We start from the raw sequence: 24,276 nt of genomic DNA, 5'->3' as shown, positions 1-24,276 counted from the left end.
ACATTCATATATTTGTCATGAGTTCACAACTGAACACAATTCAAGAGGCTATTGAAGAAATAAAAAACGGAAAAATCATCATTGTTGTTGATGATGAAGACCGTGAAAATGAAGGAGATTTTCTCACAGCCGCACGCAACATCACGCCTGAAATTGTCAACTTTATGGCTACGCATGGCAGAGGATTGATTTGCGCTCCATTGATTGAAGATACCTGTGATCAACTAGGTTTAGATTTGATGGTACAAAAAAACAGTGCCACGTATGAAACACCTTTTACCGTTTCTGTTGATTTGATAGGTCACGGTTGTACAACCGGCATTTCAGCTCATGACCGTGCCAAAACAATTCTTGCACTCATTGATCCCGCCATTCGTCCTGAAGAATTAGGAAAACCCGGACATATATTTCCACTGCGCGCAAAAAAAGGCGGGGTATTGCGCCGCGCAGGGCACACTGAAGCAGCTATTGATTTATCACGCTTGGCAGGCTTTGAACCGGCAGGAGTTATTGTTGAAATCATGAATGAAGATGGGTCTATGGCTCGTCTTCCTCAGCTATTGGAAATTGCAAAAAAATTCAACCTGAAAATTGTTTCTATCGCTGATTTGATTCAATACAGATTAAAACATGAATCACTCATTGAAAAAATTCTTGAAACTGATTTAAATACCCTGTGGGGAAAATTCAAACTATCTGCTTTCAGACAAACAACTACAGATGAAGAGCATCTTGCTTTTGTAAAAGGTGAATGGACAGAAGATGAAAGTATAACGGTGCGTGTTGAATCAAGTCCGTTTACACATAATTTATTGGATGCAATTCGCGCTGATAAACAATCTAACTTGAGTGCAGCACTTCAGATGATTGAAAAAGAAGGCAAAGGTGTTTTACTTTTTATGCAACAAGAGGAAAAACAAATTGGACTAATAGAAAAACTGAAATCATATAACGGTTCAAACCAAACGAAAGCTGACAACCGAGATTATGGAATTGGAGCGCAAATTCTGCGTTCAATGGGGATAAAAAAGCTCAGGTTAATTTCTAATAATCCTGCACAAAATCAATCTGTCATTCATGCTTATGGCTTAGATGTGACAGAAGTTATTCCTTTTTCAAAACTGGGCTGATTCCAATTTTTACTGCTTCAGCAAATTCTTTACCATTTAATTTTGATTTGATCCAGGCGCGCAGGTCAAAATATTCTTGTATCACATTTTCACGATCTATTTTGAATAAATCAGAAAGTTGTTCATCAAATCGTTCAAGTATTTTTTTTCGTTCAGCAACGGAATTTACTCTTGCCAAATTTTTCATCTCACTCACGAATAAATTCTCCACTTCATAATCTTTCTCATGCTTATTTAAAAAGCGTGCGGCTGATTTGATATCATACTCAATGAAATCATGATTATTGAGTTCAAAGTGAATAATTAAATTAAATATGCGAGAGAAAGAGTAAACATCTTGACGCAATTGCTTTTCATTGTCATTGAGCAGACTGTTGATGCACTTGAGGGCCTTGTGATAATCACCGGTTCCAAAGTATGCGTATGCCATTGCGTAAGTGAATAAGAGAATTTTCTCTTTATTTATTTTGTCTTCAAAATGGTCAAGTTTTGCTTCAATTTCAGGAATCAGGGCAAGGGCTTTTGAAAATTCACCCTGACGGTTATACATCTGCATTCGTCCAATAAAGGTTGAAGCAAATATCCGCACGGCAGAATCAGGTGACTGGTAAGCAGAATTTTCATTCAATTGTTCTAATTCTGATAAGACATCATTTGCATTTTTAAAATCATGCACATCAATATAACAGTTCAACAGAAAACTCAAAGTATAAATATAACGTTGCTGAATATCATCTCTGATTTTTGGCTGACGATCCATTACTGATTTTGCTTTTCTGAAATTGATCAAGGCATCTTCATAATCTCTCGTACTGGCACTGCACAGCCCTTTGATGTAATAACAAATAGTCGTTGCTCGGGTAGAAAGCGCCGTGTTTTTTCCTTTGATCAAATGATAATCGGCAATTTCATTCACCACCTTTCGTTCATGCTCGTTGCGCGTGAATCCGCCACTGCGAAAAACATAATTTATTTTTGAATATAATATCTGATACTCGGCCAAATTCCGCAATTTTTCAATTACTTCTGACTCTTCTTTTATCAACTCATCCAAATTATGATCAAAGACACCAGACTCAAATGCCTCTTCCAATAATTTTTTCTCCCAGTTAATTAATTCATAGTGATAATAAAACTTTTCATACTCTGCGGCAAGCGCTTTTGCTCGCTTCACAAATTTATTGCACTCACGATATAAAGCCTTATTATACAATATCTCAACATTTTTTATCTCCTGCTTGAGAATTGAACTTACTGATTGTTCAGAATAATAAGAACGAAGTGATTTCAGAATCAATTTATACAAATGATTTTTCTCTGAAGGAAGATGTTGAATGAACGTCTCATTTTTAAATTCATCTTTCAATTCTTCCTCATCATATTTTTTTTGCCGTTCAATGAAATCAAAAATTTTCAAGTAGTTTTTATCCCCGGACTGCAGGGCAGAATTCAACTTAAAAAATCGTTTTTCAGATTTTGTAAGAGACTTGATCAAACTGAAGAGTTCGGTTGAAGGTTTCATTTTTTTTATTGTTTGATACTCGTTTATTACCTCATTCTACTTTTCACACATCATTTGTTGTCCTTGCATTGTCATTTAGGATTTCAATGAATTCACAACCAAGATACATAATTTAACCCGTCGTGCTGTGTGCTAAATTCATTACGTCACACAATGCCATGTGTCTTTATCAGTAACGTTTGTAGATTTAAATAGGTTTAAAGTTAGGTTGATAATTTATTTATTCATTCTTGTAATCCTGAATTCATAAATCTGGCATGAAAATGCAAGGAACCAAACAAAAAAACACCGGACAGAATTTCTCCGGTCCGGTGTTATGTAAATGGATAATTGAATTTATTCTATTCTTGTTTCCAGTCAGATCTTCCCGGTGTGTACGGAATACTGTTTGCGGATAATTTTTGTTCAAGTGTCTCAATTCGGTTTTGAAACTCTTCTACTTGTTGTCTGATAATTTCATATTCTTCAGTCGCAATTTTGTATTGTTCACGATGTGTTGTTGTCACGTTGCTTGTTGAATACCATGTTTGACCAACAATTCCTTCAATACGTTCGCCTGCACTTGGTCCGGTTTCAATATCACGAGACGCTTTGTGATAATCACCCCACATTAAAATATAGATTTTCTCAGCAAGATTTTCAAGTGCCTGCACTTCATTCATCAGAGTAATGTCAGCATTTGGATATGCACTGATAGCTGTTTTAATATAACTTAATTTGTTGCGTAGTTCATCATATTCTGCCGCAGTACCTCTGAATAATCTGCGCAGTTCAGATAATTCTTTTTTAAACGCAATGGTCTCCGCTGTTTGTCTGGCGAGCGAAGAATTCTCAAGCGCTTTCACTTCAAAAGTTACAGCCTCAGTCAATTTCTCAAAGACACCGTTGACATTCATGTAAAGTTCAACTGAATAGGTGCCGGGCAATACTAGTGGCCCTTCATCAGCCATACCATATCGTCCGGGATCATTTTTACCCAAAGTTACCGGCGTGGTTGGAGGGTATCTCAAATTCCAAGTAACACGGTTAATGCCTTGTCCTGCACCGGTTTTTATGCGATTCACTTCATTGCCTTGCGCATCTCGTATGATGAACAATAGATATGGATCTTCATAATTATCTTCTGCAACAAATTCTTCATACGTTGGATATTCAATATCCTGACCTGCGTCTCTTTTCATTTTTTCTTCTGCCTGTCTGATTGATTTTGGCGATTGGGGAACATCTTTTACATAATAGGTAAACGTTGCTCCAAATGCAGGATTAGGTGCCAGATAAAATTGTGATCCTTGCATAGATCTGCCGGTTAATCCAAGTGGTGCAGATTCTATATATTCCAACGATGTTCTCACCGGAAAAATCATGGCTTTTTTATTCAAATTTTCTGTAGTTAAATAACGTAGTGGAGAATAATCATCCAGAATAAAAAATCCACGCCCAAACGAAGCAAGTACTAAATCATTTTCACGTGTTTGAATTGCCATATCTTTAATTGCAATGGTTGGCAAACCGGCTTTAAGTTGAATCCAATTTGCGCCTCCGTTCAATGTAAAAAAGCAACCAAACTCAGTGCCGGCAAATAATAAATCAGGATTCACATGATCTTGTGCAAGGCAATACACGGTTCCGCGCTGAGGCAAATCACCGGCTATTGACACCCATGTTTCTCCTTTATCAGAACTTTTTAAAATGTACGGTTTAAAGTCTCCGTTTTTATGATTATTAAAAATTGCAAAAACAATATTTTCATCGTGTTTTGAAGCAACAATTTGGTTCACGTAAGTCATTGCCGGAATACCCGGAAAATTTTCTTTTTTTACCCAAGTTGCACCACCATCTTTTGTAATTTGAATCAAGCCATCATCTGTTCCGGCATACAATAAATTTTGATTTTTTGGAGATTCATCCAAAGCGGTAATGTTACCAAAAATAGAGGTAGATTTATTTTTCATCACCACATCAGGAGATTGAATTTCTCCCATCACTTCAAATTCATTTCTGTCTAACTGACGAGTTAAATCAGGAGAAATTACCTGCCAAGTATTTCCGCGGTCATCACTTTTAAAAACTTTATTTGCTGCAAAATAAATGCGTTGATTATTGTGATTAGAAATCACCAATGGAGCATCCCAATTCCAACGGTAAGCAGGTTCATTTTTTCCCGGCATAGGTTGTATTCCTATCGCTTCACCGCTTTGTTTATCATAACGCACAAGCCAGCCATATTGCGCCTGTGCATACACAATATTGGGATCTGATGGATCAATTTGTGATTCAAATCCATCTCCTCCATTGGTAATAAACCAATCAGAATTTAGAATGCCTGCATTATTAATTGTGCGTGATGGTCCACCCATTGAATTGTTATCTTGAGTTCCACCATATACATTATAAAAAGGATAATCATTGTCAAGCGCAACTTTGTAAAATTGAGTAACCGGCAAATTTTGTTTAAACTCCCAATGTGAAGCATGATCCCAGGTTTCATAAACACCTCCGTCACATCCAACAAGCCAGTGACGGGTATCTTGCGGATCAATCCAAATACAATGGTTGTCTACGTGTTTATCATTTTCACCGGTCATTTTAAAAGTAAGTCCACCATCTTCAGTATGACTTAACCAAGTGTCCATGCTGAAAACTTTATTTACATCCAACGGATCACAAATAATTTCCTGATAATAATTTCCACTTGTTTCATACGAAGATCTTTTTTCAAAACTTGCTCCGCAATTTGTTGATCTGTAAAATCCTTGCTGTCCGTTTTCAGCTTCGCAAATTGCATAGACATAATTTGGGTCTGCCGGCGAAATAGCTAATCCCACTCTTCCCATATTTGAACTTGGCAGCCCGTTGGTAAGTTCAGTCCAGGTTGCGCCACCATCGGTAGTTTTATATACTCCGCTTTCAGCACCCCCGCCAATGTAAGTGTACACATGTCTACGGCGCTGATGCACTGCTTCATATAACACATCCGGATTGGTGGGATCCATCACTAAATCACACGTACCACTGTTCTCAGAAATGAAGTGAATTTGTTTCCAAGTTTTTCCTCCATCAGTAGTTTTATATACTCCTCGGTCTCCACCTGCTGACCAAAGTGGCCCGTATGCTGCAACATAAACAACATCAGAATTGCGCGGATCAACAATGATTTTGGAAATATGTTCTGAATTTTTCAAACCAACATTAGACCAAGTTTGCCCACCGTCTGCTGATTTGTAGACACCATCTCCATATGCTACTGAGCGTTGGTTGTTGTTTTCTCCGGTACCTACCCAAACCACATTGGTATTGTTGGGGTCAATGGTGATACAGCCGATAGAATAAGAACCGTAGCTGTCAAAAACCGGCTCATAGGTATTACCATGATTCACGGTTTTCCATACACCTCCTGATGCAACTGCAAGATAATATTCGCTCGGATTTTCAGGATTCACAGCAATATCTGCAATACGACCTGATGCCATAGCCGGCCCAATACAACGGAATTGTAATCCGGCAACCAATCCAGAATTCAGTGCTGAATTGTTAGCCTGCGTTTGAGTGCTATTCTTTTTCTGTGCTGACACGCCTGCACTTACTAAAAACACGCCAAGAACTAGAAGAATTTTTTTCATAGATTATCTTTTCATTTTATCATCACAGGTAAACTTTTCATGTTTATCCTGATTATAGGATTTGTACTTTTGATTTTCTTGCGGACACTAAAATAACAAGAAGTTTTAAGCCAGTCTGATTTTAATTATAAATCACCCGATTATTCCTTCAAACGGATTAAAACAGAGGCTGAAATATCTCATACATCCATTCAAATCTAATGCGCACATAAGATTATGCCAACAGACATCGGTGATTTCTGATACATTTGATAATCCGAGTAAATCCTACCTTTACAAAAATTTGATTATGTCAACAGAAGCATTTGATAGAAAATCACACTGGGAAAATATTTACCAGAATAAACAGTTGCATGAAGTAAGTTGGTACCAACCAACACCTGAAACATCTCTTGCACTCATACAGGAATTTGCAAAGGATAAAACATTCCCCTTGATTGATATAGGAGGCGGTGACAGTTTTCTAGTTGATCATCTGCTTGATTTAGGATACACCGATATAACCGTGCTAGATATTTCATCAGCGGCCATTGACCGCGCAAAGAAACGACTAGGAAACCGCGCTGACAAAGTGCATTGGATTGTTGAAGATGCAGGAAGATTTATTCCTGAACGTACATATTTTATCTGGCATGACAGAGCTGCTTTCCACTTTTTAACTCACAACGCAGATATTGAATCATACTTGAATGCTGCAAATAAAGGCATTGCCTCTCATGGTGTGTTTATACTTGGTACCTTTTCAGAAAATGGTCCAAAAAAATGCAGTGGTATTGAAATAAAACAATATAACGAGCAAGACATGACCAAAACTTTTTCAGACGGTTTTGAAAAAATTAAATGTTTGAGTATTGATCATAAAACTCCGTTTGACACCATTCAAAACTTTTTGTTTTGTTGTTTTAGAAGAATTTAATGCGGCCAACATGCCACAGCAGAACATGTTGTGTGTAAGAATTTCAAATTAAATCAAATTACATTCAGTGCCAATTCGAAATACCTTGTCTATTTATCCTAGATCAGCCCGAAGAAATAAAAAAACGAAGAATCCGATACGCCTAGACAACGTTTTAATTTTATCTTTGATCTGATTTCCAATGACAAATTCTAAACACCTTGTCAGAGGTGAATCAAATTAAACTACTCACTCTCTCTCTCTGAACGTATGAAATTTATCAGCGCATTTTTTCTTTTGTTTCTGATCCATGATGCCGTCATTTTTTCACAAGAAACTATTACCATTGATGCCGGAACAGATGATGGGTCATTCAAAAATTATACAGGATTTATACATGGTGAAACAGATCTTGAATCTCATGCTGCCACGCTCAATCTGCTTTTGTCATTAAAACCAAATTTCTGGCGTAATTCTGATTGGTTTGAAACACAAGAATTGGCAACAGATTTGTCAGTACATACTACCATGGTGATCAGTGATTTTTATGCCAATTTCAAAGGTGGATATAGCAACGCAAAGCCTTGGTTAAATTGGGCAGAATACGAAAGTTTTGTTGCTACCTTGGTCAATAACTATGCTGCCAACGGTCAGTCACCTGATTACTGGGATGTGTGGAATGAACCCAATGATGCCTATTACTGGTCAGGTAATCTTTCTCAATTAATTGAATGTTTTAAAAGAACAAGGCAAGTTTTGGATGCAATAAATCCGGCAATCAAAATGGTAGGTCCTAGCCTTAACAGTTATGACGGGGCAGGTATTGAATACATTCTTGATTCATTAGCAGCATCGGGCATCACTATGGATGCCGTTTCATGGCATGAATTCGGATTACCTGATTCACTCGCAGTTCACGCGAATGATTTTAATAATAGAAAATTATTGAATCCATCCTGGAATAATCCAGAAATTCATATCAACGAATATTCACCTCAGCAAACAAATCAAATTCCGGCATATCGCTTAGGTTGGTTTTATCATCTTGAGCAAAATGATGTTGATTGGGCAAACACAGCCTGCTGGGATAATAATGATGGCAGTACTACCTGGTCTAATTGTATGGTTGGTCTCAACGGTTTATTCTGGCATGATGAGCAAAGTCCGCTGCCTGTTTTCTGGTTAAATCTTGCCTATGCAAAAATGCTCACCGGCAAGCGCATTTTTTGTACACATTCTGACGCAAAAACTTTAGCCCTCTCAAGTAAAACTGACTCACTAAGTGAAATGAAAATTTTAGTAGGTAGATTTTATTCAGTTGATAACGGAACATACCTTGCTTCAGATATTGGAAAAGACAGTTCAAATGTTACCATCACAATCAACAATTATCCTTATTTGACAAACGGTACCGTGCCTTTGATCATCCAAAAAATTCCAAAAGGAGATATGGATTTTCAGAATTCACCTTTGGCCGGCCCGCTTCCATTTTACACCGGAAACGCCACTGTGACTGCCGGAGTAATTTCTATCACTATTCCAAATTTTCAGGATGGAGATGTCTACCTGATTTATTTAAACTCAACTGATATACTTGGTGAACTGGTAACCTCTCATGAAGATAAATTAGTTATTTTCCCAAACCCTTCGTCATCTTCAATTACCATATTAACAGAAAACAGAATTAATGAACCATTAATTTTTATAAATGCCGCCGGAGAAACAGTCAAAGAAACCGTAATAACATCAGATGAAATGACAATGGATATTACAAATCTACCTGCCGGTATTTATTACATTAAAACCGGATGGCAAATAATACAATTCGTGAAAAACTAAGCTGATTATTTTGGCGAATTAGAATGGCAAGAAAAAAACTTTACTCCATTTCTTCAATTACATAGTTAAGCACTTTGGTCATCAGGTGCACTCTGTCTTTACCGCGCACATTGTGTTCATGCATTGGGTAAGGGAAAAAATCAACCTGAACTTCGGCCTCAACAAAAGCTTTTACTAAAGCATAGTTGTGTTGCATCACCACCACATTATCAATAGTGCCGTGTATGAGTAATAATTCTCCTTGCAAATTTTTCACATAATTCATCAACCGATTTGCTTTGTATCCGTCTGCATTTTCTTGAGGAGTATCCATATACCGTTCACCATACATCACTTCATAATATGCCCAATCAGTAACCGGTCCACCTGCTACACCTACTTTAAATACACCAGGATTTCTAAGCATGAGGGAAGTAGTCATAAATCCACCAAAACTCCAACCGTGTACTGCCAGTTTATCACCATCAACGAATGACATAGATTTCAAATGCTCTACGCCCTTCATCTGATCTTGCATTTCAACGGTACCTAATTGTCGGTGAATAACACTTTCAAATGCAAATCCTCTGTTTTCTGATCCGCGATTGTCAACAGTATATACCAAATAGCCTTGCTCTGCCATCCAGTACATCCATAAGTTGGCACCGTCTAACCATGAATTGGTAATCAGTTGGGCATGTGGTCCACCATACACGTATACTAATACCGGATATTTTTTATCAGCCGAAAAATTACTTGGTTTGATTAAACGATAATATAAATCAGTTGTTCCATCTGCAGCCTTGATGGTTCCAATTTCTGCTGTACCCATTTTATAATTTTCATACGGATTTTTTTCTGCGCGTATTGTTCTTATCACTTTTCCACTGCTTGATTTTATCTGCTCAACGCATGGCACGCTGTGTGCTTCGTATGTATCAAAATAGTACGCATAATCAGAAGAAAATTGTACATCATGCGTGCCTGATTCAGTAGTCAATTTTGTTTGTTTTCCTGATTTAAGATTAAGCGAGTAATATTGTGTTTCAATGGGTGAATCTCCAGTTCCGTAATAATAAATATTCCCTTTTGAATCATGACCTGAAATACCTTGCACAACCCATTTGTTTGTGGTTAATTGGTTGATGAGTTTACCTGAAATAGAATACAGATAAAGATTCATGAATCCATCTGTTTCACTCATCCAAATAAATTGATCAGCTGAAATAAAATAGGGTGCATGTTCAGGTTCTACCCATTTATCATTTTTTTCTTCGAGCAACACGTTTACGAGCGCACCGGTCTCAGCATCATATTGCAAAAGCTTCATGTGATTTTGTCCGCGATTCACTTCAGCAATGTAAAGATATTTATCATCTAAACCCCAACCAACATTTGTGAGATAATCATCTGCATTTCCTGTTGGTTTGATGTATACCGTTTTTCCGGTTTTCACATTGTAAATTCCAACAGCAGATTTCTCACTTGCCTGCCCTGCCATTGGATATTTAATACTCATCAAACTGCCTGTTGGCGTAGTAATATCAAGCAATGGATAATCTGCAACTTCTGATTCATCTTTCTGATAAAATGCAAGATAATTTCCTGTTGGTGACCAAAAAATTCCGTCATGTATTCCAAATTCACTGCGCGCAATAGCCTGACCTGAAACTATAGTAGAATCAAAATTGGTAATTTGTGTTTCACTATTCTTATCTGATCTGATAAAAAGATTATTTGCAATGGTGTAGGCAACATAATGATTAGCTTGGCATAATTCTCCGCTCTCAGCCTCATCAGGTAATTCAGACAATAGCGTAGATTTTTTCTGCGTAATATCAATCAAAAAATATTTGCCTTCAGCCGTTGTAAAAAAACTATTCGCATCTTTCCAACCCAACACATTGACATATGAAAATTTTGCACCAGTCATCGTGGAAATTTCTAATGTGGTCAATAATGCCACCGGATTATCTGCCTTGGCTGAGTTTTTCATCAGAGTAGTGTAGTCATCACTCACAAATGAATACGTATCAGTGCCAGTAATCCATTGTACCATATTAGTATGTTTTGGGTAAAAATTGCGGTATTGCTGCATCACCGCTTCTTTCAGCGTAAACTCTTTTAACTGTGCAATTGAAGTGCTGCTCAGAGCAACCAGCAATAAAACAAAAATTCTTTTCATGTGTTTTAATTTTTACAACTATGACTAAGATGTCAGGTCAAATATCGGTCCTAAAATAGCAATTATATACCTGATTAGGATTGACGGTCGAATAACATGACCTGATGCCGGATGCATTTATGGTTAATTCGTATATTTGAGACTTGAATTACTGGCAACACAACAACCAACACTCTGACTACAACAAACATTATGTCTGCAACCGTTTCAAAAAAAAGCAGCGCTTCAAAGCAAGAATCCTTTTTACCTGATGTATCAGGTATTCGCAAAGCATTTGAATTGATTTGCACCGCACGAAGCATGTCAGATAAATATGAGTCAAACGCAAAACTTACATCCAAATATGTTCATGCCACTTCACGCGGACATGAAGCCATTCAACTGGCGCTAGGCATGCAACTGAAGCCGCAAGATTGGGTAGCACCGTATTATCGTGATGACAGTATTTTATTGGGTATTGGACTGCAGCCCTACGAAATTATGTTGCAGGTTTTTGCAAAAAAAGATGATCCGTTCTCGGGTGGTCGTACCTATTATTCTCATCCAAGTCTCAACCGAGATGATATGCCTAAAATTCCGCATCAATCATCAGCTACGGGTATGCAGGCAATTCCTACTACAGGTGTTGCGATGGGAATAAAATATAAAGAATTAACCGGTCTTTCAGCAGATTATCAAGGTGAAAATCCGGTGGTGGTTTGTTCTTTAGGTGATGCCTCATGTACTGAGGGTGAAGTGTCTGAGGCTTTTCAAATGGCTGCGCTCAAACAATTTCCAATTATCTATTTAGTGCAGGATAATGGTTGGGATATTTCAGCAAACGCAAAAGAAATAAGAGCACAAGATATTTCTTTTTACGCGCAAGGTTTTAACGGAATTGAAACACGCACCATAGACGGAAGTGATTTTGAAGAATCATACAAAACAATTGCAGAAGTTATTTCAATCGTTCGCAAAGAAAGACGACCGTTTATTGTTCATGCCAAAGTTCCCTTGCTTGGTCACCACACTTCAGGGGTGAGAATGGAATGGTACAGAGATGATTTGGAAGATCACAAAAAAAGAGATCCTTATCCCAAACTGAGAAAACTTGCATTGCAAAACGGCATTGCAGAACGCGAATTGAAATTGATTGAAGAGCGCATCAAAGATGAAATAGATGAGGCTTTTGAAAAAGCATTGAACGCACCGGAACCAGATCCGGAATCAGTTCAGCATTTTTGTCTTGCACCTACACCAATTACTGAAGAAAAAGGAGAACGTTCACCCGCCGGAAAAAAACCAACCGTGATGGTTGATTGCGCCTTATTCAGTATTCGCGAAATTTTAAGTAAACATCCTGAGGCTCTACTTTACGGGCAAGATGTTGGTCGTCGCTTAGGGGGTGTTTTCAGAGAGGCTGCAACGCTGGCTGAACGTTTTGGTGATGATCGTGTTTTTAATACACCTATCCAAGAAGCATTTATAATTGGCAGTACAGTTGGTATGTCTGTTGTTGGATTGAAACCTATTGTTGAAGTTCAGTTTGCAGATTATATATGGCCGGGATTGAATCAATTATTTACTGAACTGAGCAGATCATATTATTTATCCAATGGAAAATGGCCGATCAGTGCAATCATACGTGTGCCAATTGGTGCCTATGGCAGTGGTGGACCTTATCACTCATCAAGTGTTGAATCTGTTGTTACAAATATCAGAGGAATAAAAGTTGTGTATCCTTCAACCGGAGCAGATTTGAAAGGATTGATGAAAGCTGCTTACTATGATCCAAATCCGGTTGTCATGCTTGAGCACAAAGGTCTTTATTGGAGTAAAATTAAAGGCACTGAAGGAGCCATGTCTATTGAGCCGGATGAACATTATATTATTCCGCTTGGCAAAGCAAGATGCGTACTTGAAGCTGACGAACAAAAAATAAAACAAGGAGAATCACTGGTTGTGGTTACATACGGCAGAGGCGTTTATTGGACACTTGAAGCTGCGCAAGAGTTTGCAGGACAAATTGAAATTATTGACCTTCGCACGCTGAGTCCATGGGATGAAGAAATGGTTTTCAATGCAGTGAAAAAACACAACAAGTGTATTCTGGTTACGGAAGAAAATTGTGAAGCATCTTTTACTTTAGGCATAGCCGGAAAAATTCAGAAAAATTGTTTCCACTATTTAGATGCACCGGTTGAAGTGATTGGATCTTTGGATACGCCCGCAATTCCTCTCAACAGTATTCTTGAAGCCGCTATGCTCAACAGTACTGAAAAAGTCAGAGATGGAATTGCAAGAGTTTTGAACTATTAGCATCTTCAGATTTTCATTTTTTTTAACTTGGTGTGGTCAGAATTGCCGTATAAATTATTGATCAAATTTTCATAAATTAAATTTCTTTCAAATTTTCATGCTATGAAATCTGTACTAACAATTGGATTACTCGTAATGTCCAACGTATTCATGACGCTTGCATGGTATGGACACTTGAAGTTTCACGAAATGAAATGGTTTAAGCAATTGGGCATCATTTCCATCATTGCGATCAGCTGGGGCATAGCTTTTTTTGAGTATTGTTTTCAAGTGCCGGCTAACCGAATTGGATACAGCGGTAACGGAGGCCCCTTTTCGCTCATGCAACTTAAGGTTATGCAAGAAGTCATCACGCTGGTTGTTTTTACACTTTTCACACTGGTAGTTTTTAAAACAGAAACTTTTAAATGGAATCATGCAGTAGGATTTATTTTTTTAATTCTGGCCGTATATTTTATTTTCAGAAAGTAAAATTTTCTATCCCATTCAGACATCGTTCATTCTAAAATCACCTCATCATGATTAATCAAATAATTCGATTTTTTTTATTGACCATCGGAGCTCTAATAATCTTCACAGCATGTCGCAAGGTTGAGAAACTTGACAATCTTATTGATTATGATGTGGCGTATGTAGTAAATGGAGAAAGCAACAGCATAACCATGTACAATACTGCCACGCTAGAATTAGTTGAAGAGGTTGCCATACAAAAAGGCAGTTGGGCTCACCACATCAATACCAATATGAATAAAGACAAACTGCTGATATCAATAACCGGAACAGATATGAGCAGCGGACATGCCGGTCATGATAATGAAACAAAATCATATATTCTTGAACTCAGTGCAAAAGAATTAAAGGTGCTGAATTTTAAAAAGCTGGATCATGTGGCACACAATGCTATTTATGCGATGAATGATCAAGAAATTTGGGTGCCGCAGTTGACAACCGATGGATATGTAATTCGGTTATCTGCTGATAACATGAAAGAACTTGGTCAGATTTCTGTGGGTTCAGAACCACTTGAAATCACCATGTCAGCCAATGCTGCCTATTATTTTGTTTGTAATGGGTATGACAATACCGTGAGTGTAATTTCAGCAACCGACGCAACGGTGGTGAAGACTATTCAGGTTGGAGATGAACCAGTTGGCGCATGGCCCGCTGCCAATAATAAAATGTATGCTGATTGTGAAGTATCAAAAGAAATTTATGAAATTGATGTGACTACACTTAACGTGACAGATACTATTACTCTAACCTTTACTCCGGCCTATGTAGCGTATAATGATTTCATGAATCAGCTGTGGGTTACTGATGCTGAACATGGTGGTGTGAGATACTTTGAACAAATAGCTGGTGAATGGATTGAAATGGGTTTTTTAGCCACCGGAAATAATGCACATGCAATTGCCTTCAGTGAAGATGAAAAAACTGCTTTCATTACAAATCAAAATGATAATACCCTTTCAGTGGTAAACGTACTTTCACTCACTGTGACAAATACATTGTTCACGGCGTCAAAACCAAATGGAATCTTGATTACTCCGTGATCAACTGTAACTTTTTTGGTTCATCATTGTTTAAGCTAACAAGTATGATCAAAAAGATTTTTATATTGCTATTGTTTCTGAATATGTATTTGCTGCACGCGGCGCATATTCCTGATCATATTGTTGAATTGGTAAAAGAAATTCCAAAAGAAGCAGAAATTTCTCATAAAAAATTGAGCGAATATATTTCATCACATTGTGCGAATGATGAAGAAACTGTTTTAGCTTTTTCGTATTGGATTGCAAAAAATATTCGCTATTCTTTGAGAGAGGCAAAAGAAATTCATCGCACAGATAAAACTGCATACGAAGTGCTGCGCAACAAAAAAGCAGTATGTGAAGGATATGCAATTCTGTTTCAGCAATTATGTGAAGATGCAGGTATAACCGCTTTCGTAGTGTATGGGCACGGCTATGGAAACGTGATCAAAAGAATGTTCAACAGGGCTCATATGCGACATGCATGGAATGCAGTTTACTGCAACGGAAAATGGCAAATACTTGATGTAACATGGGCGGCCAATGAAATGAAACACGGTGACTTCAACCAAACCGGAAACCTGAACTGGATATTTTGTGAACCTGAAGATTTTTCAATTTCCCATTACCCCAATGATCCACGTTGGCAAATGCTTCAAAACCCTTTATCCGCTCGCGAATTCTGGGGGCAATCAAAACATATCTGTATAAAAAATTATGCAATTGCTGATTCACTGAATATTCTTCTTCAGCGGCAGAGATACATCAATGAAATGATTATCTGCAAAAGTGAATTTATTGAACAACAACAACAGCACAAATACCTCAACAATCTCATTGACCTTGGGTGGAAATATATCAATGGCCCTTTTGATGAAACTAGAATTAACAACGGTTTACAAATTTTTAATTTTGCCCAAAGTGAACTTGAAAATATTGATCCCTTATTGGAAGATGTTATTTACTCACGCATGATTGAAACCGGCAAACAAACGGCCAATTATAGAATGGCTCAAGGCGAATAGTTTCATGATATTTATCTCCCTTGCCGCATAAAAAATATTTTACAGGAGTTTATCATCTACTCATGTTGTTTTTTGTGGTCTCTTAAGCAATAGAATCTTGAAGATAAAAAATACGGCTTGCATTAAACTTGAACACACAGGCGCAGGTCAAGACCTTCGCTAACAGAACGATCATTTTAGGCAACCCATTTGTCTTAATATTTATGCTAGTGCTTAATTTGTGTGAAGCTGCGGCCTACTGGAATACCTCTAATTCTCTCACAATATTTTCTACAAGCTGTTTATTGTATCAACAAATTTTGCACCTTTATCGTGAGGAACAATCATTTGTACACTCTTGACCAAAGAAAAAATTACTTCAAAAAAATACCATTATGAAAAATACGCCTGAAACTATGAATCATTTTTACCAGAATTTGGGAAAATTATTTTTTGCTGTTGCCAATGCTGACAAGCATGTGAGTGATGACGAAATTGAGCGACTAAAAGAACACGTCACAAAAAATTGGCTTGACTTAGAAGATTCAACAGATTTTTTTGGCTCTGATGCCGCTCACCAAATTGAAATTGTTTTTGACTGGTTGGTTGAAGAAAAATTATCTGCTGAAGACTGTTATGGTGATTTTGCAGCGTTCAGAAAAAAACATGATAGCCTGTTTTCACAAAAAGTAAATGATATGATTTGGCATACTTGTGAAGAGATTGCTTCATCTCACAGCGGAAAAAATAAATCAGAACTGGTGATGCTTTCACGCATAGCTAAATTGCTTGGTAAATAAATTTGACACTATCCAAGGCTATATTTTTATTGCTTTAGTGAGTGAATTACTAACTTTGCACCTGAATTATTTAGTATCACCATGGAAATTCTTGAAGAATATAAAATTCAGATCCTTGAAACACTCATCATTGTTGCGGTGTTGATACTGGTTAATTTTACCATGCGGAAATGGAGTTATCGCATTGCGCAAAAATTTAAGCTTGGAATAGAACGCAGACGCATTACCACCAAAATAGTCAATTTATTACTCACACTGATTGGTTTTGTTGCTCTTATGGGTGTTTGGGGAGTAGATCAAAAACAGTTATTTGTTTTTCTTACTTCAGTACTAACGGTGTTGGGAGTAGGTTTTTTTGCAACTTGGTCTATTTTGAGCAATATTACTTCAGGTCTTTTGCTTTATTTCAATCACCCGCTGCACATTGGTGACTATGTTTCCATCATTGATAAAGACACTCCTGTTGAAGGTGTGATCAAAGATATCTCCATGTTTTTTATGCACATTGAAACACCAAAGGGTGAGAAAATTACTATTCCTAATTCTGTGGTAACGCAAAAAACTATCAGCATTAGATCAATTTCTGAAATTCAGCAAACCATAAATTTTGATTCGGATAAAAAAGAAGTAGAAGAGGCCGTGAAGTAAATCAACTTAGCCTTTTACAATCAATGCTGTAGCATACGCCTGAATTCCTTTGCTTTCACCCACGTAACCCAATTTTTCACCACGGGTAGCTTTAATAGATATTTCATCAATTGTCACCTCAAGGATATCAGCAATAATTTTTTGCATTTGAGGAATATGCGGATTCACTTTTGGAAATTCCAACATGACGGTGCAATCAATATTGATCACAGCGTATCCTTTTTCTTTGATTTTCAAAAATGAATCACGCAAAAGAATTTTGCTGTCTGCCCCTTTATATTTAGGATCAGTATCAGGAAAATGAAAACCAATATCACGCAAATTGGCAGCACCTAACAACGCATCACAAATAGCATGTAAAAGGACATCAGCATCAGAATGGCCAACTGCGCCAAAAGGTGCTTCTAACTGAACACCTCCAATAAAAAGTTTGTAACCTTCTTGCAGTTGATGAATGTCAACGCCAAAACCAATTCTGATGGCCGGAAAATTATTCACGCGGATTAGAGTCTTTGGTGCCTGAACCAAACTTGAATTTAATAGAAAACCGAATGGTATTAGCCAGTGGATTTGTACGTGTAAACGCAGCAAGATAAGAAACATCAATGCCAAACACACTATAATAAATTCCTGCGCCAAAAGTCAAGTATTGTCTTGCTCCTTTTGAGGGATGTTCATTGAAATATCCCATGCGCACGGCAAGTAGATTTGAATACCAATATTCCAAACCACCGCCAATATTTATTTCACGCAACTCTTCTCCAAAACGAGAATTTTTTTCAACTGAATAAGTACTATCAGCATTCACAAAAACATTACCCGGCGCATCATAAAATGAATGTAATATTCCGGTAACAACACCAACATCAGGATCCATGCCTGAAATAATTTCATCACCAAACATTTCAGGAGGAGTAGGCACTAATAATTTATTAAAATCAACAGTAGCTGTAAGTGAATTGTATTGATCAAAACGCATATTCAAGGCCGTACCTAAGCGCAGATTAGTTGGTAAAAAATCACGACGAGAATCTGTAGTGTATGAAATTTTGTTTCCAATATTTGAAATAGTTGTTCCAATAGATAAGGTAGCATCAGTATTGCCTAAGCGGATATCCTCATTACGATATGCATAAGAAATGTCCACTGCACCGGCAACTCCAGGTTTTGTTCCAGCACTTCCAACATTTATACCGGCTGTCAGGTTTGAATAAACAAACTTCGCGTTCATCCCAACGGAATTTCTTTCACTCAACTTAAATGCATAACCTCCAACAACCTCAAACTCGTTAGGAGAAAATGGCATAATTACATTACCCAAATTGTCAGTGAATGTGATATTCCCTAATGAAAAATAACGCAACGAACCTCCAACCACGTGGCTGCGACCAATTTTTGAATATCCACTCAAATAAGATAGGTGAATATCATCAACCAATTGTCTTAACCAAGGAGAGTATGACGCGCCAAATTCTGCTTTCTCTTTTGAAAAAGAAAGTTTAGCCGTATTCCAATGGAAAGAGTTAACATCCGGAGATGTAGCAGCGCCGGCATCTCCAAGAGCTCCGGCACGTGAATCTGGTGCAATAATTAAAAACGGAACAGCGGTGGTGATAGTATTCAATTGAATATCAAATTCGGTTTCGTCCTTGGATAAATTTTGTGCATTTACCAAGGATACTGTTCCAAGTAGTGTGAGAGTAAATCCTAATTTTTTCATTCGTACGATTGTCACAAATATACGTAATTGCGTTCTTATTATTGTGTAGCTTATAAAATTACCAGTTTTTCAACCTTTTCAGCCTTTAGCCCTTCAGCAGTTTTAACGCTGATGCGGTATACATAAACACCACGCGCCAACTTATCCCCGTAATCATCTCTTCCATCCCAAGCTATGCCTTCATTGCGATATGCAATAGTATTCACGGTTTCAAACAAGGTTTTAACCAATTTACCTGATACCGTAAAAATCTCAACCTTCACTTCTAACGATGAACAACATTGGTTGTGTTCAAAGTAAAACTCTGTGTAAGTTGTAAATGGATTAGGATAGTTCAGGACATGACTCAACCCAAGTTCTGCCTCTTCTACAACAACAAATTCAAGTGTTTGTTCAGATGAATTATTATTTACATCCCAAACTTTAAATGTCACGGTATGTTCTCCTTCAGACAACTCAGTGAATTGATAAGTCACTTTTCCGCTTTGATAGGTATCTAAATCTGCTTCATAAAAATTATTCAGCACTATTGGATTCGCCGTGTTGCCGTCAAGTATGACAGTGATGTCATGGCCTATTCCATTACCTGTGGTATTAATTCCGTTTTCATCTGAAATTTCTGCGATTAACAGTGGGCGCGAATTCGTTATTCCACCATTAGCAAAATTTTCATCATTCATATATAAATTAATCACCGGTCCAATAGCGTCATTTATTCCGTCAGGGTCAACACCGCCTGTTACAAAGCTGGTATCATAACCATAAGAATGGCTGATGGTGTTTTGAGAATAATAACTTGCTTTGCCCCGCCCGTAAGCATAATCAATATCTTTTGGAACGACAAAAGTGTATTCAAAATATCCATTGGTCACCGTTGCCTTTCCTTTGTATATTATATTGTTCTGAGTTTGAAATGGCTTGATGGGTGAATCCGTATCCTGACCAAGGGTGTATTTGGTTTTCCATTTATCATAAATTGTTGGATAAACTATGCCGTTGTATCCGGTCATTATATTTCCATTTACATCTTCTATGTGTCCGGAGAATGTAACTTTAGACAATGCCTTCAGGGTGTCAGTAGGCATTGCAACAGATACTCCATTAATGCTGTCCGTTACAATAAATGGTTGTGGTTTTCCAAGTTGCAAAGCAGGATCTCCCAGTAGTGTGAAGCTTCTGATATTATCTGATCCTGCAGAAAGATTTTTAGTTTGTCTTAAAATTTCTCCCAGTGCCAAACCTTCACCATTGATCTCATCAAATAATAAGGTATAGAGATTTTGAACCAATTCTGTATTCACTGAAACCTGCACCAGCCGTGTTGTTGTCATCAAGCTTACAGCGCCTCCAAGTGGTGTGAGTAAAATAGTTTCTCCGGCAGATACTCGATTGGGATCATCATAACGACTAAACTCGCAAGTTGCCGAAATAAACATGGTGAGATTATTAATATTGGTCCAGGCCTGTATCATAGGCACGGTTACCACTCTTTCTAATGATAAACCTGTTTCACCGCCATGTCCAACGTAATTAAAAACCAGGGCTCCTTTATTGATGTTTTGATTTATTGCTTCTTCAACTTCAGGATAACGTTGTCCGCCCGAAGTAACAACTTGTTGGTATGCATCCAGGTATATTTTGACGACATTCATTTCAGGATAATTTTTTCTCACAGAATCAGCCAGTGCCTCACAATCATTGACAAATTGACCGTTGTCCTGATCATCTGCCATCAACACCAACCGGTTTCTCCAGTCTCCAAAAGATGACGAGTAACCGTCAGAATTGCATTGCACGCCACTTGCATTGCTGTACAGATATGAACCATACTTCATATAGTGTTCAATTTTGTTGACAACATCTTCAGCTTCATCAAGGGTTGTCACTGGTATGCGTCCTACTCCAATATCTAATAAATTAAAAGCAGACATGCCTTCTAAATCATCTAAAAATCCAAAAAAATCATCCGCGGTATACGATGAAATAAAATCTATATCACCAGATTCTTCACTGTTATAAGTTGGCATCAGGTAATTATTTGCTTCCACTCGGTTCAGCGGATCATACGTTCCGTCGCCAAACAAACACAGGTATTTTGGCATCTCATTCGGGTCTCCTGCCGCGCGATCATAAAACATTTTCATCAACCATCTTACCGCAACCGGATCAGCCACACCTGAACTGAATTCATTATATACTTTCTGCAATTCTATCACATGTACATCCAATCCATTATCTCTGTGTAAATCTGCCAAACGCTCAGCCTGTGTCATAAAACTTGCATGGGAAACAAGTATATAATCAGCCTGTGGTAAAGCGTGTAAATTTTGGTTTGAAACTGATCCCATTGCAATAGGTGTGAACGTCTGCGTGGCATAAAAAGAGATGTATGTGCGCAGCGAATCACTGTTTTGAGTAAAGAGAAAATCTGAACCACTGAAACTGCCATTCACTTTGGTTGCTGCCCAGGGTGCTGTTACTTCCCAAACTTGTAAGGATGATGTTGTATTTGAAATGGTATAGGCCGCTGTATTTCCCGATCCAACAGAAGCGAGATTTCTAATATGCAATTGGTTGCTGCCCATGATGTAATTTCTTTCATAATTCAGCAAAATATAATCAAGCCATGCTTCACTTGCCGCACTTGATCTTTGAAAACTAAGGTTGAAATTCATTGTTGATGCTGCACTGTTAAACGTGATGGTTGACGTATTATATTTTGCTTCAGTATAAGAACCCGTAACCAATGAACAGGTAACTACATCCTGCGTTGTACCATTGACAACAACACTGAGTGATGCTGTGCCAGACTTCACTGTAGATGCCACCGCGGTAGTCATCTTGATTCCGGTACCTGATTTTACTGAACCGAGATCGGCAGAAAAGTTATGCGTCAATTCAATGTCAAAATGTTCACCATACCAACCATCACCTGATTTAAGTAAGTTGACATTGTCGTTTTCATGCAAAAAATAGTCAGCGCCGGAATTTACTGTGTGCGTAACAGCATCTGCAGAATTGCCAATTGATGTAATTCGTTGTGGCGCATCGCTCGCATCAATATGTATAAAATAATACAGCATAGTATCAATATTATTTCTACTTGCTGCAAAATCGCTTCCGCCAACGGTTACCACATCTGGTCCGGTTGCATAAAATAAAATGTAGTCACTTGCATCAAAAGATCCGTCTCCTCCTCCTTCAATGTAAATACTGTTTTTCAACAAATCATCCGGACGATGGGTACTGTTTTGCGTAGGTAGTTTTGGGGTGTGATTTCCGTAAATATTAATGTGATTAGGGTTAAGACCTGAGGTGGTTATTCCAAGTGATCCCAAAAAGGCAGCATCCATTTTATGAATTCCTGAATTAGTTACCCCAATTTTATACCAGAAACCTGATGCGAGAACTGAAGTACTTGCAAAGGTTGCAGCCCGATCACCTGTGATTTGAGTTCCAATTGTTTCTACTTCAATCACCATTTTACTCACGATGACCAGTTCACCATTTTGTTCAATGATTGGATTATACCTTGCCACAAGATAATTTTCACCTCGGGCGGTTTCAAACCGGATATCTGCATCGTGTTGTGATTTAAAAACAAGTTGTTTTGCCGGTACTAACTGTTGATTGCCGATTTTTTCATAAACAACCTGTTTAATTTGGTACGTGTAACTTTTTATTCCGCGATCGTTTAATGAAATGGCCTGACTTGAGAAAATACCGGGACCAACAGGATCAAATCCGCAAGGGATACAACGGGCTTGTTGCGCATTCCAGCTGGTATGTACTTCAATAAGTTTTTTTTGTCCAAATAGTAGCGGACCACTTGTAACAAGTAAAAAACTGAATAAAATCAACACTTTTGGATCAAAACGATACCCCATAAATAAAACAGACCTAAATAATATTGTTGAAAAAACGGCTAAAATTACGTATTATTGCAGATGAGCCGGAAAATTTTAGAAATTTGAACCCCGCATTTTTGCTTGAAAAACCGAGACAAAAAAATAATTAAACAACGCATGGCTCAACCAAAAAAATTATCAATGCTTGAAACCTTAGATTTAAACTATCGTAACAGAAGGGCGATTAACTGGATTATGGGAAGTTGTACGAAAAATTTTTTAAGGATTTTCAGCTTATCACTTTTGATGTGCTCAGCTAGGTTTGCGCATGCTCAAGATCCTGAGTTCACGCAGTTTTACGCTAATCCCATTTATCTTAACCCTGCCATGGCCGGCACGCATGGTTGCCCACGCATAAACATGAATCACCGCAATGAATGGCCATCTATTTCAGGTTCATTTATTACCAATTCTATTTCGTACGACCAATTTGTTGAAGTATTGCAGGGCGGTATTGCCTTTATGGTAACTAATGATATGGCCGGAAAAAACACCATCAACTGGTCTACACTTAGTTTAGCTTATTCTTACCACCTTAATGTTACCCGAAAATTCTCCATGTTATTTGGTGCTCAAGCAACCTGGAATCAAAAGTTTCTTGATTGGAGCAAATTAACTTTTGGAGATATGATTGACCCTCGCCGTGGATTTATTTACCAAACCGGTGATCAACCTCGCGGAACACTCATGGATAATGGTTGGGGAACACGAGGTTTCTTTGACGTTTCTGCAGGCTTCGTAGGATTTTCAAAAAATTTCTATTTTGGTTTTGCCGCAAGACACCTCAATACTCCTGATGAATCACTGATTCTTGGTCTGTCTGAACTTCCTATGCGCTTTACCGGACACATTGGTGCTAATATTCCTTTTGGTAAGGGATCGCAATATCAGAATGTAACTTCTATTTCTCCTAATGTCATCTATACTTATCAAGATGGCTTTATGCAACTAAATATTGGAACCTATATTAAATACGGTGTTTTTACCGCAGGAGTCTGGCTTAGACCAAGAGATGCGTTTATCATGACCGTAGGTGTTGATTCAGGTACATTTAAATTTGGTTATAGCTATGATGTAACAGTATCACCGCTTACCAATGCCTCAGGAGGGTCGCATGAGCTTTCTTTAGGCCTTAATTTTAACTGTTCTAAAAAACCTCAAAAGTTTAGAACGATATCATGTCCTTCTTTTTAATT

16 protein-coding genes are annotated in these 24,276 nt (G+C 37.8%); 10 read left to right on the top strand and 6 right to left on the bottom strand.

Annotated elements, in window-relative coordinates:
* Positions 1-17 precede the first annotated feature (17 nt).
* Complete coding sequence (gene ribB, locus IPH66_02290) at positions 18-1,130, top strand: 3,4-dihydroxy-2-butanone-4-phosphate synthase (GenBank protein ID MBK7128182.1); 1,113 nt, start codon at positions 18-20, stop codon at positions 1,128-1,130.
* On the opposite strand, the gene IPH66_02285 is transcribed toward ribB, so the two are convergent.
* Positions 1,105-2,547: a hypothetical protein gene (locus IPH66_02285; GenBank protein ID MBK7128181.1), complete on the bottom strand. Its 1,443-nt coding sequence runs from the start codon at positions 2,545-2,547 to the stop codon at positions 1,105-1,107. The genes ribB and IPH66_02285 overlap by 26 nt on opposite strands.
* A gap of 446 nt (positions 2,548-2,993) precedes the next feature.
* Positions 2,994-6,272, bottom strand: a complete 3,279-nt coding sequence (locus tag IPH66_02280) for a glycosyl hydrolase (GenBank protein ID MBK7128180.1) — start codon at positions 6,270-6,272, stop codon at positions 2,994-2,996.
* Between the two features lie 289 nt (positions 6,273-6,561).
* On the opposite strand from IPH66_02280, the gene IPH66_02275 reads away from it, so the two are divergent.
* Together IPH66_02275 and IPH66_02270 are read left to right on the top strand one after the other, a co-directional pair.
* Positions 6,562-7,188 (top strand): class I SAM-dependent methyltransferase, encoded by a 627-nt coding sequence (locus IPH66_02275; GenBank protein ID MBK7128179.1) that lies wholly within the window; start codon positions 6,562-6,564, stop codon positions 7,186-7,188.
* Between the two features lie 249 nt (positions 7,189-7,437).
* Positions 7,438-9,006, top strand: a complete 1,569-nt coding sequence (locus IPH66_02270) for a T9SS type A sorting domain-containing protein (protein ID MBK7128178.1) — start codon at positions 7,438-7,440, stop codon at positions 9,004-9,006.
* Positions 9,007-9,046: 40 nt separating this feature from the next.
* On the opposite strand, the gene IPH66_02265 is transcribed toward IPH66_02270, so the two are convergent.
* Complete coding sequence (locus IPH66_02265) at positions 9,047-11,170, bottom strand: DPP IV N-terminal domain-containing protein (GenBank protein MBK7128177.1); 2,124 nt, start codon at positions 11,168-11,170, stop codon at positions 9,047-9,049.
* A 192-nt stretch (positions 11,171-11,362) separates the two neighbouring features.
* Here IPH66_02265 and IPH66_02260 point away from each other — a divergent pair, with 192 nt between their 5' ends.
* From IPH66_02260 to IPH66_02235, 6 genes are all read left to right on the top strand, one after another.
* A complete protein-coding gene (locus IPH66_02260) occupies positions 11,363-13,468 on the top strand; it encodes a tungsten formylmethanofuran dehydrogenase (protein MBK7128176.1) in 2,106 nt (701 codons plus the stop codon).
* A gap of 102 nt (positions 13,469-13,570) precedes the next feature.
* Positions 13,571-13,939 (top strand): DMT family protein, encoded by a 369-nt coding sequence (locus IPH66_02255; protein MBK7128175.1) that lies wholly within the window; start codon positions 13,571-13,573, stop codon positions 13,937-13,939.
* A 47-nt stretch (positions 13,940-13,986) separates the two neighbouring features.
* Positions 13,987-15,021 carry a YncE family protein gene (locus tag IPH66_02250; GenBank protein MBK7128174.1) on the top strand — a complete coding sequence of 345 codons (1,035 nt, stop codon included), beginning with the start codon at positions 13,987-13,989 and terminating at the stop codon, positions 15,019-15,021.
* 44 nt (positions 15,022-15,065) lie between these two features.
* A complete protein-coding gene (locus tag IPH66_02245) occupies positions 15,066-16,025 on the top strand; it encodes a hypothetical protein (GenBank protein MBK7128173.1) in 960 nt (319 codons plus the stop codon).
* 374 nt (positions 16,026-16,399) lie between these two features.
* Positions 16,400-16,804: a TerB family tellurite resistance protein gene (locus IPH66_02240; protein ID MBK7128172.1), complete on the top strand. Its 405-nt coding sequence runs from the start codon at positions 16,400-16,402 to the stop codon at positions 16,802-16,804.
* Between the two features lie 81 nt (positions 16,805-16,885).
* A complete protein-coding gene (locus IPH66_02235) occupies positions 16,886-17,452 on the top strand; it encodes a mechanosensitive ion channel (GenBank protein ID MBK7128171.1) in 567 nt (188 codons plus the stop codon).
* Positions 17,453-17,458: 6 nt separating this feature from the next.
* On the opposite strand, the gene IPH66_02230 is transcribed toward IPH66_02235, so the two are convergent.
* The 3 genes from IPH66_02230 to porU are packed head-to-tail and all read right to left on the bottom strand — an operon-like array spanning position 17,459 to position 23,059.
* Complete coding sequence (locus tag IPH66_02230; GenBank protein MBK7128170.1) at positions 17,459-18,055, bottom strand: 2-C-methyl-D-erythritol 2,4-cyclodiphosphate synthase; 597 nt, start codon at positions 18,053-18,055, stop codon at positions 17,459-17,461.
* Positions 17,943-19,172 (bottom strand): type IX secretion system outer membrane channel protein PorV, encoded by a 1,230-nt coding sequence (gene porV, locus IPH66_02225; protein MBK7128169.1) that lies wholly within the window; start codon positions 19,170-19,172, stop codon positions 17,943-17,945. The genes IPH66_02230 and porV overlap by 113 nt, the downstream gene beginning before the upstream one ends.
* Positions 19,173-19,222: 50 nt before the next feature.
* Entirely contained in the window at positions 19,223-23,059 is a 3,837-nt protein-coding gene (gene porU, locus IPH66_02220; protein ID MBK7128168.1) for a type IX secretion system sortase PorU, read from the bottom strand.
* Between the two features lie 138 nt (positions 23,060-23,197).
* Here porU and IPH66_02215 point away from each other — a divergent pair, with 138 nt between their 5' ends.
* Positions 23,198-24,274 (top strand): type IX secretion system membrane protein PorP/SprF, encoded by a 1,077-nt coding sequence (locus tag IPH66_02215; GenBank protein ID MBK7128167.1) that lies wholly within the window; start codon positions 23,198-23,200, stop codon positions 24,272-24,274.
* The last annotated feature ends 2 nt before the right edge of the window (positions 24,275-24,276 follow it).

The organism is Crocinitomicaceae bacterium (genome assembly GCA_016708105.1).
Taxonomy (GTDB): domain Bacteria; phylum Bacteroidota; class Bacteroidia; order Flavobacteriales_D; family Crocinitomicaceae; genus JADJGJ01.
Note: the sequence above shows the minus strand (reverse complement) of the source record. Positions and strands in the feature narration are given on the sequence as shown.